16 protein-coding genes are annotated in these 14,451 nt (G+C 58.8%); 10 read left to right on the top strand and 6 right to left on the bottom strand.

From position 1 onward, the window contains the following. Positions 1 to 119: 119 nt before the first annotated feature. The 3 genes from P9272_RS17230 to P9272_RS17220 all read left to right on the top strand — a co-directional run bounded on the left by P9272_RS17230 (position 120) and on the right by P9272_RS17220 (position 2,441). The gene (locus P9272_RS17230) at positions 120 to 542 is read left to right on the top strand and encodes a type I secretion C-terminal target domain-containing protein (RefSeq protein WP_278161436.1); all 423 of its coding nucleotides are present in this window, start codon (positions 120 to 122) and stop codon (positions 540 to 542) included. 114 nt (positions 543 to 656) lie between these two features. Continuing rightward, on the top strand, positions 657 to 1,025 hold the full coding sequence (locus tag P9272_RS17225) for a hypothetical protein (protein WP_278161435.1): 369 nt from the start codon (positions 657 to 659) through the stop codon (positions 1,023 to 1,025). A 213-nt stretch (positions 1,026 to 1,238) separates the two neighbouring features. Further along, on the top strand, positions 1,239 to 2,441 hold the full coding sequence (locus P9272_RS17220) for a penicillin-binding protein activator (RefSeq protein ID WP_347404053.1): 1,203 nt from the start codon (positions 1,239 to 1,241) through the stop codon (positions 2,439 to 2,441). A gap of 683 nt (positions 2,442 to 3,124) precedes the next feature. Here P9272_RS17220 and P9272_RS17215 read toward each other — a convergent pair. From P9272_RS17215 to P9272_RS17190, 6 genes are all read right to left on the bottom strand, one after another. Continuing rightward, positions 3,125 to 3,922, bottom strand: a complete 798-nt coding sequence (locus P9272_RS17215; RefSeq protein ID WP_278161433.1) for a sterol desaturase family protein — start codon at positions 3,920 to 3,922, stop codon at positions 3,125 to 3,127. A 97-nt stretch (positions 3,923 to 4,019) separates the two neighbouring features. Beyond that, the gene (locus tag P9272_RS17210; protein WP_278161432.1) at positions 4,020 to 4,547 is read right to left on the bottom strand and encodes a prepilin peptidase; all 528 of its coding nucleotides are present in this window, start codon (positions 4,545 to 4,547) and stop codon (positions 4,020 to 4,022) included. After that, positions 4,544 to 5,086, bottom strand: a complete 543-nt coding sequence (locus tag P9272_RS17205) for a tetratricopeptide repeat protein (RefSeq protein ID WP_278161431.1) — start codon at positions 5,084 to 5,086, stop codon at positions 4,544 to 4,546. Before P9272_RS17205 ends, P9272_RS17210 begins: the two co-directional genes overlap by 4 nt. Before the next feature lie 53 nt (positions 5,087 to 5,139). After that, positions 5,140 to 6,090: a type II secretion system F family protein gene (locus P9272_RS17200; RefSeq protein ID WP_278161430.1), complete on the bottom strand. Its 951-nt coding sequence runs from the start codon at positions 6,088 to 6,090 to the stop codon at positions 5,140 to 5,142. Between the two features lie 14 nt (positions 6,091 to 6,104). Beyond that, positions 6,105 to 7,079: a type II secretion system F family protein gene (locus tag P9272_RS17195; RefSeq protein ID WP_278161429.1), complete on the bottom strand. Its 975-nt coding sequence runs from the start codon at positions 7,077 to 7,079 to the stop codon at positions 6,105 to 6,107. After that, the gene (locus P9272_RS17190; protein ID WP_278161428.1) at positions 7,076 to 8,458 is read right to left on the bottom strand and encodes a CpaF family protein; all 1,383 of its coding nucleotides are present in this window, start codon (positions 8,456 to 8,458) and stop codon (positions 7,076 to 7,078) included. The genes P9272_RS17195 and P9272_RS17190 overlap by 4 nt, the downstream gene beginning before the upstream one ends. A gap of 497 nt (positions 8,459 to 8,955) precedes the next feature. Here P9272_RS17190 and P9272_RS17185 point away from each other — a divergent pair, with 497 nt between their 5' ends. The 7 genes from P9272_RS17185 (at position 8,956) to P9272_RS17155 (ending at position 14,450) form a co-directional block, all read left to right on the top strand. Continuing rightward, positions 8,956 to 9,129 (top strand): Flp family type IVb pilin, encoded by a 174-nt coding sequence (locus tag P9272_RS17185; protein WP_224627482.1) that lies wholly within the window; start codon positions 8,956 to 8,958, stop codon positions 9,127 to 9,129. Between the two features lie 148 nt (positions 9,130 to 9,277). Further along, on the top strand, positions 9,278 to 9,451 hold the full coding sequence (locus P9272_RS17180) for a Flp family type IVb pilin (RefSeq protein WP_278161427.1): 174 nt from the start codon (positions 9,278 to 9,280) through the stop codon (positions 9,449 to 9,451). 74 nt (positions 9,452 to 9,525) lie between these two features. Then, positions 9,526 to 10,581, top strand: a complete 1,056-nt coding sequence (gene cpaB / locus P9272_RS17175; RefSeq protein WP_278161426.1) for a Flp pilus assembly protein CpaB — start codon at positions 9,526 to 9,528, stop codon at positions 10,579 to 10,581. A 54-nt stretch (positions 10,582 to 10,635) separates the two neighbouring features. Next, positions 10,636 to 12,087 (top strand): type II and III secretion system protein family protein, encoded by a 1,452-nt coding sequence (locus P9272_RS17170; RefSeq protein ID WP_278161425.1) that lies wholly within the window; start codon positions 10,636 to 10,638, stop codon positions 12,085 to 12,087. Next, positions 12,074 to 12,379 (top strand): hypothetical protein, encoded by a 306-nt coding sequence (locus P9272_RS17165; RefSeq protein WP_278161424.1) that lies wholly within the window; start codon positions 12,074 to 12,076, stop codon positions 12,377 to 12,379. Before P9272_RS17170 ends, P9272_RS17165 begins: the two co-directional genes overlap by 14 nt. A gap of 65 nt (positions 12,380 to 12,444) precedes the next feature. After that, positions 12,445 to 13,923 carry a TadE/TadG family type IV pilus assembly protein gene (locus P9272_RS17160; protein WP_278161423.1) on the top strand — a complete coding sequence of 493 codons (1,479 nt, stop codon included), beginning with the start codon at positions 12,445 to 12,447 and terminating at the stop codon, positions 13,921 to 13,923. Between the two features lie 5 nt (positions 13,924 to 13,928). Beyond that, complete coding sequence (locus P9272_RS17155) at positions 13,929 to 14,450, top strand: TadE/TadG family type IV pilus assembly protein (RefSeq protein ID WP_278161422.1); 522 nt, start codon at positions 13,929 to 13,931, stop codon at positions 14,448 to 14,450. Position 14,451: the final 1 nt, after the last annotated feature.

Raw genomic sequence — 14,451 nt, 5'->3', positions numbered from 1 at the left:
CCAATGACGCCCACCCCTCCCCACTCCCCTATCCCCCCCCCCCCCCCACCCCTCCCCCCCGCCCCCCCGCCCCCCACACCGCGGGTTTCCCCCCGGCCCCCGCAATTGCGGGGGGCGTCTTGCCCGGCGGCGCGGGCAACGACACGCTCATCGGCGCAGATGGGAACGACATCCTCTACGGTGGCGCCGGGCTTAACAACATGACCGGCGGCGCGGGCAACGACACGTTTGTGATCGATCCGTCCAAGCTCACGGTCCACGTGGCCGACGTCATCGCGGACTATACACCCGGCCATGACGTTATCGACCTGTCGGACCTGCTTAAGTCCCTCGGCGCTAACGCGCCGACGACAGATGCGCAGACGGACGCCGCGGTCAACGTCACCTTCTCGAACGGCGCGGCTCACGTGATGGTCGACGACAACGGCACAGCTGCAGGCGGCAATATGGTCGAAGTGGCAACACTGACGAACGTGGGCGTCAATTCCGCCATTACCATCCTCTACGATCACACCCATACCCACACGGAAACCGTGACTTGACGGTGCGATCATCTGGATGACGTAAACTTTGGTGGCTCGGGGACGTGGCGCAAAGCCACGCTTCCATGCTATGCATTAGAGAACCGTGAATTCGCAGTTCGAAGAGGGGCTTACATGAGACATTCCGCAAGATTGCTGGCTTCGGCCGCGGCGCTGTTCTTGGCCGAGTCGACGGGCTTCGCCGCCGACATCATCGGCGAGCCGGCGGTGAATTATTGCCGCACCGTCGGCACATCGGATCTGGTGCTGACCGACAACATGGTCGAGCTCAAGGACCATGTGGTGAAGCTGATGAATGAATCGGTCGCCGTCGCCAACAGCCCGGAATGGATCAACTCGTCGCGCCCCGCCTTCGTCTGGGCCTCGGAAGCCAAGGTCGCCTGCGGCATGGCCTATGGCTACCTCAAGACGAACTACAAGGACGAGGACACGCTCAACAAATGCGAGTGCTTCCACGACCGCATGGTCGAGTATATGCACTGAGCTGACGGGCGTGCGGCGCACCGACCGTCTTCAATGATGAAAATGCAAGCCCGGGCGGAGGCGGACGCCTGCCTGACCACGCGGCCGGCCGCCGCGCATGCCGGCAGGACGCCGACAACTGATCTCCGACGCGTACGTCGGCGAGCCTTGGCCTTGGTCCTTGCCGTTGCGGCTGCAGCGTCTGGATGCCAGTCCAGGAGCGGCGCATCGGACGTGCTCGATCCGTCGGCGATCGCATCGCCGGCCGGACAGGCGGGCGCCGCCGCGGTGCAGCAGGCAAGCGGCGCGGCCCAGAGCAACCCTGCCCAAGTCCCCGCGGCACAGGGTGCCGGAACCGCGAACAGCGCGACCGTGAGCGGACCGACCTCGGCCGCGGCGGCGAAGGCCCAGCTGACGCTCGGCACGGGGCCGACCAAGGTGACAATGCTGCTGCCGCTTTCCGGGCCCGGCAGCACGGGCGAGAACGGCCGAAAGATGTATGACGGCGCGCGGCTCGCGATGGCCGATCTCGGCGACAAGCTTCTGACGCTGACGATCCAGGATACGCGCGGCGACAGCGGCTACGCCAAGGACCTCGCGGTGAAGGCGATCACCTCGGGCACGGCCAAGGTCGTCGTCGGCCCGTCCGAGCTCGCGGCCGCGCAGCACCTTGCCAAGCTCTCCGGCTCCAAGCGGCCGCCGGTGCTGGCGCTGGCCGACAATTTCGCCGGCGGCCCCGGCGTCTATTCCGTACGGCTCAGCGAAGCCGATAGTGCCGCGGCCGGTGCGGCGGCAATCGCCGGCAAGGGCGCAAGGAAATTCGTGCTGATGGTGCCGCCGGGCGGGGATTCAAGCGCTGTCGAATCCCGGGTGGCCAATGCGCTCAGCATCTATGGCGCCACGCTTGCGGTGACCCTGCCCTATTCGCCGACCGACGGCGGCGCCAAGGTGGTGTCCGACATGGGCTCACTGGTCGAGGCGCCGGATGCCGTGGTCGTCGCCTGCGGCGACGGTAGCCCTGTCGCCGTGCTGGCGGCGCTCAAGTCGAAAGGCATTCCGGGCAAGGCGGTGACGCTGATCGGCACCGACCGCTGGCTCGAGCGGCCAGTGGATCCGCTCTATGAGGGCGCCTATATCGCTACGCTCGATCAGAGCGAGACCGGGCCGATCGCCGACCGCTTCAAGGCGACCTACAACTACCAGCCGGACGTCAACGTGGCCTATGCCTACGACATGGTGGCGTTGAGCGCGGGCATAGCGAGCTCCGCCGGCCCCGACGGCTTCAACAAGCAAGTGCTGGAGAACACGACCGGCTTCCGCGGCTCGACCGGCCTGTTCCGCTTCCGCAGCGACGGCTCGAGCCAGAGGTCGATGCCGTTTTTCAAGGTGGAGAAGGGGCAGCTGAAGCTGGTGGAGAAGCAGACGTCGGGGTTTTAGGAGGGCTCAGTCGATCAGGTCTGCTATTTCTGGACAGACACTGACTTTGGCTCGTAAGAACCCGCGGCACTAGCATGGGAACACGACGTGCGTAGTCGTCATATTCGGGAAAGGCCGCCTGCAGAACCTTCTCCTCGTTGATTATCCGTCGGTATTGGAACAATATAACTATTGCGCCCACGACAACTGTCGCCCAGGCCGGATTGCGCAGGATAATCCCAAGTAGGACTATCGTTTCGCAGGCATAGAGGGGATGTCGTGCGATTTGGTAAGGACCGGTCGTCACCAGTCGTCTCGCTTGGGCAATGATGCTGAACGATCGGCCGAGCCACCATAGGCACCAGATACACAGCCCAAAACCGATAATCGTCACAAGGTTAGCGACGAGTTCAAGTTGTGAGCCCGCCTGTGCTCGCGGCACGGCGATCAAAGTTACCGTCGCGAAACATCCGATGAGGGCAGAAATGCGAGGCTCAATCCCTCGCGCAGTCCTCACCGGCGGAAGGCGCGTCACCGTTGTAGCGATAATGAGCATCATAAAGCCAAGCGCTGCCACACTCGCCACCACCTCGATAAACCACGGCGCGGTCCATTCGGCATTGCGGATATCAGCTATCGTTGCTGCTGACTTCAAGGTCGCACACACCGTGAAATACAGCGTCATCGTCGCTCTTCCGATGAAATCACGCGTCGCCAGAAGAGGGAGCTTCACTGTTTTTCCTCTTAGGAACCAATGGATAAGCCAATTGCTCAATGTAGTTCGTGGGTATGGGGTCGTCGACCCCATACCTCTCCGGCACGGTTTTGCCAGGGAGGTACATCGTCCCAAAGATCACATCGAGAAATGAAAGCTGGCCGGCGAAGTTCTTATTATATGCCGTTCGCTCGTTCGCGTGATGCCAGTGATGGAACTGAGGTGAGGCGATCAGCCATCGAAGTGGACCAATTCTTAGCCTCACATTGGCATGCAGCAGCAATGCATGGGCATGGAAGATCAATGCAAATATCGCAATGGATTCACCAGTAAAACCAAGCAAATATACCGGAATGAACGAAGCGCTTTTTGTAAGGACCTGATCCACAGGGTGAATTCGGTGCCCGGCAAGCCAATCAAGGTCTTCGATGCTGTGATGGATTGCGTGAAAATTCCACAAGACTGGAATGGCGTGAAATGCCCGGTGAGCGAAATAAAAACCAATGTCTGCTATCAAAACGATTTCGACGACCTGCAGCCAAAGCGGCTGAGAGGAAATTGCCAGGCTAACGAACTCGGGCACAAGCCAACTTAGTGCTTTTGTGGCCGCCGAAATGGTCGCAATCAAGCCTATAGTTATCGGTGCGTTGTTAAATACCGCGTAGATCAAGTCGTTGAAGAAAGCTTTCCGAAGGATTTTCTGATTGGGCCGTAGGGCAAAAAGATGCTCGATCGGCACAAAGATCAAAGCCGTGATCAAAAGACCCTTAAGGTTCAAGATTTCCATATGGCCACCCCGCCGACCGCCAAGATTCAACCACTTCAGCAGCTTTAGCGCAAGCTAATGGTTTCCGGAGGGTTAATGAGGGAATGGGCCGATTGTGTCAAAACGGGTTAGCGAATGCGCTGGCGCCCAATATGACTTCAAATGCTATCGTGCAGATTGCCGCGATGGCGATCGGCACGCCAAACGGTACAACCCCCTTCCGATCCAGGTGCTGGATGTAGACGCGGAAGGCACCCTCCGGCAGCATGAAGGGAAATCTCATGACTATGGCCGTGGCAAGGGCGAGAACCAGGAGCAGAATGGAAAAGACGGCCAGTCCGCTCCCTCCGATCAAAAACGGCATGACAGCCATTAGCTTCACATCGCCGGCGCCAAGCTTGCGCAAAGCCCAAAACGGAAAGAGCACAGCGAACAGCAGAAATCCGGCGAGTGCGCTTAGTCCCATGTCCCACCAGGATCCGGCGACCACAGCCGTTAACTGAAGCGAGCCGAGGCCGAGGCATATCAGCAGCAGCACGTCCCGGTTGGCGATCTTCTGCGTCGTGAAATCAGTCCAGGCTATTCTGCCAAGAAGCGGGATGGCCAGTGCCCTGAGCAACAGCGATGCGGCGAGCAAAGGGCTCATGACCGCTCGATGTTCCGCACACTGGACGAAAGCAGCTTCAGATTGTTGGCAACGGTCGGATCGTTGGGCGCGAGCTCGTAGGCCTTGAGGAAATTGCTTCGCGCCTCCTGCAGCTTGCCGCGCAGCAGATAGGAATAGCCGACATTGTTGTAATATTCAGGCGTCGCGCCGAGCAGCTTGTAGGCTCGGCCGTAGGCCATATCCGAAAGATCGAAGCGGCGGATGCGGTCGCAAGATGCCGCAAGACCCAGCCAGGCCACGCCGTCATTCGGCGCAAGACGCGTAGCCTTGTAGAATAGGGCGCCGGCGTTGCCGTAGTTTTCGGAGCGGAACTGCGTCTTGCCCTCGGTGACCGCCTGGTCAGAGGCGTAATAGTCGACATCGCTTACGGTTTTCAGCCCGTCGAAGGCATCGCCGAAGGCGGTGTAGTCGCCCTTTGCCGGTTCGTTGGTGCGCACGACACCGTCGGTAGCGCCCGTCTGACAGCCGGCAAGCGCTATCATCAACACGCCGCCTGTAACGGCAATCAGCTTCTTCATGCGGTTTCCCCGTGAGTCCCCCGACCCATATTAGGACCAAAGCATATCTTCAACTAGAAGAAAACGCCTTTCATGCGGATCAGGACTGGTAGCATGACAACCATCATTACGACCGGGAAGATGCAGAGACCCAGAGGTATCATCATTTTGACGGGCAGCGCATTGGCCTGCTCCTCCGCACTCATGATCCTCTGGGTACGCATCTCGTCGCTATACACTCGCAACGCTTCTGTAAGGCTGGTGCCGAGTTCTTCCGATTGCCGGAAGAGCACCGCCAATGCCTTCGCTTCATCCAGGCCGATGCGATCTGCAAGCTCGCGCAACGCCTCGCGCAAAGGCTTGCCGGCACGCAACTGCAAGTTCATGATTGCGAGTTGGATACCAAGCCATTTATGGGTGCCGGCAAGCTCGGCTCCTACTCGATCAACCGCTCCCTCGAGACTCATGCCTGCATCGGCGCAGGTGATCATCATGTCCATGAAGTCGGGAAACCCCCGACGATATATCTGCTTTTGAGTGTTCTCAAAACGATCCAGCATAATGCTGGGAATGACTATACAGCCGAGCCCAAGCAAGGCGGCACCGACAAAAGCAAGCACACTAGGCAGTTGTGGCGGCAGCAGAGCCGACAGGAGTGCGAAGCTACCGAGAAACCCGATACACACTGCACCGAGTCGTGAAAGCGTATAGATGATTGGAGCGCTCGGTTGGTGGAATCCAGCGCGAAATAGCTTTGCTTCGAGGGCATTAGGTTCCCCGCGCTCCTTCTCAAGGGCCCGGAAGTAAGCGTCGACTGGTCGTTGAGCTGAAATCTTGTTGATTTCCTGCTGCGCAGCAAGCGAACGACGACTGGTGATACCTTCCGACAGAAGACTGTCGGCGATCCGCTTTCTCGTCTCAAGAACCGGCGCCAGCATCAGGGCGACCAACAGGAAGAGCGCGCCCGCCGCGATGAAAACGGCTACGGAAAGCAGTTGGGCGGAATTTCCAAGATCGTTGAACAAGCTGGTCTCGCTATCTAGAAATCGAAATTGACCATCCGATACATGATGTAGTCGCCCAGGAGCGCCCAACACCCGAAGATGACGAAGACGGGCACAATAATCGGATTGCCCCAAACGTCACCATAGTAGCTAGGTGCAACGCCCCATAAGATCAGAAACATGAGCACCGGGAAGAGAGAAATGATCCATGCCGACATTCGCCCCTCTGCCGATAAGGCCCTGATCTTCAGCCGAAGTTTACGCCGCTCCCGCATGACTGAGGCAAGATTGGACAGTATCTCGGTGAGGTTGCCGCCCGTCTTGGCCTGTATCGACAGAGACACCGACAGGAGGTGCAATCCTTCGAAGCCGACCCGCTCAGACAGCCTGCGGACAGCCTGCTCTAGACTTAGGCCAAAGGAGATCTCGTCCGACACGATACCAAATTCGGTACCGAGGGGATCCGGCATTTCACGAGCGACCAGCCCGATCGCCACTGTTGTCGGATGACCTGCGCGGAGCGACCGCACGATCATGTCGAGAGCATCGGGTAGTTGGCTTGCGAATTTGTTGACTCGTTTACTCCTGGCTCGCTTCAGTACAAGTAAAGGCAGGGCAATTGAAATGAGGAGAAAAATGAGAACCGCTACAACTGGCGACGATCCCATTAGAAGAACCGCGATCAAAGCCAGCACTAAGCCAGCCAGTACAAAGACGATAGCAAAACTGATCGGATTACCGGTTATGCCGGACTGTGTATAAAGGCGATTGAGGCTAACGGCGCCGAAAATGAAATCGCCTGAAGCCGTCAAGCCGCGCTCCTGCAGAAGCCCCTGCAGGCTCTGTTCCGCAGGCGCATGATCGCCCATCAATTGGAGTCGGCGGTTTATGATTCCGGCGCGCGCTCGCGTTCCGGCTATAGAAACGAACATCACTTCGACCGCGAGAATGACAGACGCCGCAGCCAGCACGTATATTAGATAAAGCAGAGTCTGACCGGTCGGGATCATAAAGGAACCTGAGGGTTGAAAGCATCCTTCGCGAAATGATGGCCCAAGGTTGCGACCTCAGCCGCAAAACGTGGACGAACACCCGTAGCGCGGAACTCGCCTACGATTGACCCATCTGAAGCAACATCGCGACGGACGAAATGGTAGATCTCTTGGAGTTGGACGACGTTGCCTTCCATTCCCGTGATCTCCGAAATGGATACGACCCGCCGGCCGCCATCCGAAAGGCGCTGCGTCTGTATGATGATGTCGATGGCTGAGGCGATCTGAGCGCGGATCGAGTCATTGGTCATCGGCATGCCCGCCATGCCAACCATTTGCTCGAGGCGCGAGATTGCATCGCGGGGCGTGTTCGCGTGAATGGTCGTCATTGAACCTTCGTGACCTGTGTTCATGGCCTGGAGCATGTCGAAGGCCTCCTCGCCGCGAACCTCGCCGACGATGATGCGGTCTGGACGCATGCGCAGCGCATTCTTCAGCAGCTCGCGCTGACGAACCTCCCCCTTGCCCTCGACATTGGGCGGGCGCGTTTCGAGCCGGCCGACATGCGGCTGCTGCAATTGCAGCTCCGCCGCGTCCTCGATCGTAACAAGGCGCTCCTTAGCAGGGATGTAACTTGATAGGGCATTCAGCAACGTAGTCTTGCCACTGCCGGTGCCGCCGGACACAAGGATCGACTTGCGCGCCTGCACGGCGATGCGCAACAGTTCGATCATCGGCTGACGGATCGAATTGAACGCCATCAGCCGCTCGAGCGAATAAGGGTTTTTGGAGAATTTGCGGATCGACACCAGTGGCCCGTCGACGGATATCGGTCGCACCGCGATATTGACACGCGAACCGTCATCAAGACGCGCATCGACCATAGGAGCCGATTCGTCCACCCGCCTGCCGATATTCGAGACGATCTTGTTAACGATTCGCAGAAGATGTGCTTCATCGCGAAAGCGAATGGGTGTTTCTTCCAAAACGCCACGGCGCTCGACGAAGACATGCTTGTGCGTGTTAATCAGAATATCCGCGATAGAGTCATCCTTAAGAAGAGGCTCGATCGGCCCAAGCCCGAGCATCTCATCCGCCGTGTCACTGGTCAGTTGATCAAGTTCGCGCGCGTTCAGGGGCACGTTGCGGCCTCGGACGAACTCGCGCACGATCGGCAGTATCTCGTTGAGTATTTCGTCTTTGGATGCATTTTCGAGCGCAGTCAGGTTGAAGCGATCGATGAGGTGGCGATGGAGATCCACTTTCAAAGAGAGAAAGTCTTCGTCCTGTGATTCGACTTGCACAGCCGGAGCGCTTGCCGCCCCGCTCAATGCCGGAACGTGAGCCGACTGCGACGGCTTCTGTTCGTTTGACCCTTTGATGAAGCGACCCAGCATGTCGCTGAACCCCCGCTTGTTTCCCCGGCGTCGAAACTAAGCGTTAACCACGAGCCGCACAAGCGGCCTTGAGGACACACTGGACGTATTACTTGCGACATAGTTAAAAAACGGGTTTCGAGAATCGTTTTATTTTCGCATCGCGCCGAAATAATGGACGAAAGTCCTAGGACCTTTGTCGCATCGCCCCCACTAACCCGGCTTGTAAAGCGTTACATATAATGCGTTATGCACAATTCCTAATATGAACTAGGCAACGACGTACTGCGGCGGAATTGTGAACGAATGGTTAAAATCGCTTGAAAAGTGAAGCGAATCAAGCTGTTGTGAAAATCGAAAGTGGCTCAGATCGAGTATTGAAAGGTTAAGGGACTGTTAATCCATTTGACTTGGCTTTTTTGCGCGACCTAGGATTGAACGTGACGGGGGATGCTTGGGTATGGGGTTCATCCTTGGCTCTGTCTCGTCGGGTTCAAACCTCCAAAGGAGAAATTGGCATGAAGAAGCTCATGACGATGACCCGGCAGTTCCGCGACGATGAAAACGGCGCTGCTATGGTCGAATACACGGTTCTGCTCGGTATCATCACAGTGGCCGTTATCGCCACCGTGGTGCTGGTCGGCACCTGGGTTGCTGGCCGCTGGACCGCACTCAACGCAGCGCTTCCGTGATCATGAATATCTGAAGCCGGTCCGAGCGCAATTGCTCGGACCCCTTCCCCAGGTTGTAAAGACCACTTGGTGAAGGCCGATTGGGTGGGTTAACGTTATGTATATTCGGCTCGCCTTTTCAGGTTTCAGGGTTTCGGGAGAAGAAGCCATGAACAAATTCTCAATTTTGGCCCGGCGGTTCCGCGACGACGAGAACGGCGCTGCTATGGTTGAATACACAGTCTTGCTCGGCATCATAACAGTTGCGGTGATCGCCACCGTTGTGCTGGTCGGCGCTTGGGTTGGAACGCAGTGGACGACGTTGCAGGCCGCGCTGCCTTGATGCGTTACGATTCCCATCGACGCCGGGCTTACCGGCGTCGATGAACTAAATAGAACGCCGTGGCGGGGGCCAATATGCGCGCAAATACGGTAATTATGGTAATACTAGCGGGCGTCTTCGGCGTGCTGGCGGTGGTGCTTGTCAATATGTGGCTCGCCAACCAGCGCAGCGCCATGGCAAGGCCTGGCGATCTACCGCGCGATACAATTGTGGTGGCCGCGACTCCGCTTAAATTCGGCGATTCATTGAGTGCCGACAAATTGCGCGAAATCCCCTGGCCTGCCGGCGCTGTGCCGGCCGGCGCATTCAAGACCACCAAGGACCTTCTGGCCGGCGACGGCGCCAAGCAGGCGCTTCAGGCGATCGGCGTCAATGAGCCCGTCCTTGCCACCAAGATCACAGGCCCGGGTCAGCGCGCTACACTATCGGCCGTGCTGGCGGAGGGCATGAAGGCCGTTTCCATCCGGGTGAACGACGTGCTCGGCGTGGCCGGATTCGTCTTCCCGGGTGATCGGGTCGACGTCCTGTTGACTCGCACCGCGCATAGCGACGCAGGCCCAGACAAGAGCTACGTCGACGTGCTGCTGCAGAGCGTCAAGGTGCTTGCCGTCGACCAGGTGGCTGACGAAAGCAAGGACAGCCCCACTGTAGTGAAGGCTGTGACCGTCGAAGTCAGCACCAAGGATGCGCAAAAGCTCACCCTTGCGGCCAATGCCGGCCAGTTGTCGCTGGCGCTCCGTCAAGCAGCCGCCAGCAAGGCAGAATCGACCGAGCGTATAACGCTGTCGGATCTTACCGGCGACACGCCTGAGGACGTCGCCAAGCGGCAGGCGGAACTCGATAGACAGAAGGCCGCTGACGCCGCGGCCGCGGAGGAACGCAAGCGTGCCGACGACGAACGCAAGCGTTCAGACGAAAAGATTGCCGGCCTGGCTCAAGCCGTAGATCGCGTGGGCAGCCAGATCGACCAATTGAGCAAAGAAAAACCCACTGTTGCGCCAGCACCACAAGCGCAGGAGGTAATTAAGCAAGTCATAAAATATGTGCAGCCTGAACCGCCGGCCCGCGCTACTATCGGCGTGTTTCGTGGCGTCAAGCTTGAGACATACGACGTGCCGCGCGAACGTTAGAAAGCGGCCGGCCAAATGAGGGGCTGCCAATCGGCGGCAATTGGGGAGACTGGGATGCAGGCGTTTTGGGTGAGGATAGCGGCGACTGCGCTGTCCCTCGTGGCGTTTTCGGCGATCTCCGGCCCTCCGGCCAAAGCGGCTGACCGCTTCATCGACGTGTCGAGCCCGTCGCTGCACCGTGTCTTCATTCCGATCTCGCAATCCGCGACGATCCAGGTGAATGCCACGCTGGGCGACATCGTCGTCGGCGACGAAAAGATCGCTGACGCGCAACCCATGACCGACAAGACGCTCTACATCATCGGCAAGAGCGTCGGCACTACGACCGTGAACCTGTTCTCCGACGACAAGCGATCTCTGGGCGCCATTCAGATCGAGGTGGGACAGGATGTCAGCGACATGGCGGCCGCAATCCGACAGGTGGCGCCCAAGGCGCGCATCGAGATCGGCTCGGTTAATGGCAAGGTTCGATTGAGCGGCCACGTCAAGGACGCCGCGACGCTCGCGCAGATCGTCGAAGTGACCCAGCAATATGGCCCTGATGCCATCATCAACGCCGTCACCATTGACGACAGCGAGCAGGTCAATCTTTCAGTCCGCATCTTGGAAGCCAAGCGCAATGCGGGGCGCGATCTCGGTGTTTCGTTCAGGAGCAGGGGCAGCGACGCGACCCAGTTCGGCACCGGCATAGCTGCAGCAACAAAGACTACCAACGGCAACGCTGTGTTAGCTGGCGGAGAATTGTTAAGTGGTCTCCTGTCGACCGGCAGTCCCTTCGGAGCGCTGATCACCCAAGTCATCGACAGTAACATCAAGGTCGATTTGATCATCGAGGCCCTGGAGTCGAAGGGCGTCGTTCGCCTACTGGCCGAACCGAACCTCACCACGGTGTCCGGTGAAACCGCCAGCTTCAACGCCGGCGGCGAGGTGCCGATCCGCAGCGTCAACAGCCAGGGCGAAGTGGAGATCATATTCAAACAGTTCGGCGTCAATCTCAACTTCACGCCGGTCGTGTTGGACGACGGCAAGATCCACATCAAGCTGGCGCCGGAAGTGAGCGACCTGACCGGCTTCACCCCCGCCGGCGATCCGATCTTCACCAACCGCAAGCTGGCGACCGTGGTCGACCTGCGCGACGGCCAGAGCTTTGCCGTCGGCGGCCTGCTTTCCAGCAAGAACACCAGGCTTCAGGACCAGGTGCCGTGGCTGGGCCAGGTGCCGATCATCGGCGCGCTGTTCCACAATTCCAGCACGCAGAAGGAAGAGACAGAGCTGGTCGTCATCGTCACGCCGCATCTCGTGCGGCCGGTGAAGCCCGGCGAGCAATTGGCGACGCCTTTCGACAAGACGAAACCAGCCAACGATCCGGAACTCATGCTGCTCGGCCAGCTCGAAGTCAGCAAGGATATGATCCGGAAATATGAGCTCGGAGAAGGCGTCACCGGCCCTTACGGCCACATGCTGGATGTGAAAACGAAGGACAAGTTGGTCTATGTCAAGAAATAAGCTCCTGCTCGTTCTTCTCGGCGCCGGGCTGCTCACCGGCTGTGCGGCCGACTATCTGAACAATTACGACACGATGACGCTGGCATCGGGCGACTCGCAGAAGGCCAATCAGTTGCTGCAGACGGTCAATCCGTACAACCAGGCTTCGAACAACACCAAGATCGAAGGCGATGGGGCACGATCCGTCGGCATCGTCCAGAAATACAAGCTTCCGCCATCGCCAGCGCCGACGACGAACATGACGGTCAATGTCGGCCCGTCGAGCGCGGCAACAACGAACGCAACACCCTGAAAAGAAGGTGCGGTTTGACAAACGCTGGGTGACGAGGCCAAGCGTTGAGAACAGAGAGTAAGGTCATGTTGGGGACCATACGCAGGTTCTGGCGCGATCAGCGCGGCGTCGCACTTCTCCTCGTCAGCATCATGCTGCCGGCAATCATCGGCTTTTCGCTGCTTGCGATCGACATGAGCCGGGTCAACAACATGCACAACGACCTGCAGAAGGGCGCTGACGGCATGGCTTTGGCCGCCGCAGCAGAGTTGGATGGCCGCACCGACTCAATCGTGCGTGCCGATCGAGCGCTGTCGACCCTGGTATTCAACAAGTATACCTTCTCCACAGCCAACGTTCCGCAAACCTTGCTAGCTGCCGGAGTGACGAGAACCTACCTCCGGTCGCTTCCCGCCTCGGACAGCTCGCCCATAGCGGCAGCCAACATCATCACCGACGAAGTGACGGATGCGCCGAACGCCCGGTTCATCCGCGTGACAGTGACACCTGTCGGCTTCGCGGCCATATTCCCGGCGTCCTTCTTGACCGGGAACGCCGCGAACAACAGTTTCAACGTGGGCGCGGTCTCTGTTGCAGGGTTCACCTCAGGTGTCTGCAACTACACCCCTGTCTTCATCTGCAATCCATACGAGATGGTGAACGGCACCAACAACGCCGGTGGCGTCACGTTGCAGCAAGCAGCATCGGACCCGTCAATTCGCCGACGGCTGATCGAGCTTCGCACAGTGGGCAACAATGCCGCATACGGCCCTGGCAATTTCGGCTTTCTGGCGCCTCCGGACAGCGTAGGCAACGGAGCCCAGGGCCTCGCGCAGACAATTGCGACATCAAGGCCGATCGGCTGTTATTCATCACAAGGCGTGAGCACGAAGACCGGCCAGAACACCGGCCCGATTCAGGACGCGTTCAACGTGCGGTTCGGGATCAACGGCAACGGCAGCGGCTTCAACAGTCCCGAATACGGCCCGGCCACTAACGTTCGCAAGGGTGCGTCGACGAACGGCAACCAGTGCCCGAACTACAACCAGCTGACATTCAATGCGACGGGCAATATGGGCCTGCCGAGGGACGCCACGACACCATATATGGGCGGCCGGATGGGCGACGGGAACTGGAACATGTCCGGCTATTGGAGCACCAATTTCGGTGGAACCAGCTATCCCTCTTCCTGGGACACCAGCAAACCGACCCGATATCAGGTCTACCAATACGAGATCGCGAATAATCTGGTGGGCCATGCCTCGACCGGCGGCGAAGTGGGAACACCGCCAAACGCCTGCCAGCCTCCAGTGACATCGGTTGACCGTCGTTTGCTCTATGGCGCGATCCTCAACTGCAATGCGCTGGAAGCCGCCGGCAACGATCTGAACGGCAACAGCACCAACCTGCCCGTTGAGGCTTTCGCGAGCTTCTTCCTGACGGAGCCTGTTCCAGGCGCCAACGCAGGCGGCTCAGTGTTTGTCGAGCTCGTCGACATTGCCGGTCGGGGCGGACAGGGAACTCTGGATAGTTTCCTCCGCGATGAAGCCCAGCTCTACCGGTGACGAAGATGCTCAGGTTCGTCACTCGACATCTAAAAAAATTCAGACGAGACCAACGCGGCGCGGTCATGGTCGAGATGACGCTTGTCGCGCCATTGATGCTTACGCTTTCGGCTGGCGTGTTCGAGTTCGGCAATCTCATCCATGATAAGCTTCTAATGGAGGCCGGTCTTTCCGATGGAGCCCGTTTCGCTGCGCGCTGCAACAGCCAGATTTATACGGATGCCGGGCTGGCAGCAATAAACTGCGCCGACATCGCCAGCAATATCGCGGTTTATGGCAATGTAGCTGGTACCGGCAACGCTCGCGTCCCTAACTGGCAGAAAGCCAATGTCACTGTGACGATCGGCACCGGCTGCCACGACGCGGTGGTGGGCGGTGTCATGCAGTATCGATCCACGACCGCACAAGTCTGCGTCGTCCAGGCAGACGGTACTTACCCCTACACCGGCGTCGGCATGCTATCTCTGATTGGCATCGGCCCGATCACCCTGAGCGGCTCACATCAAGAACGGTTGATGCGGTTCTGAC

The sequence above is a fragment of the Mesorhizobium sp. WSM4976 genome (assembly GCF_029625685.1).
GTDB lineage: Bacteria > Pseudomonadota > Alphaproteobacteria > Rhizobiales > Rhizobiaceae > Mesorhizobium.
The sequence above is the reverse complement of the archived record's forward strand: the minus strand, read 5'-3'. Positions and strand labels throughout refer to the sequence as shown.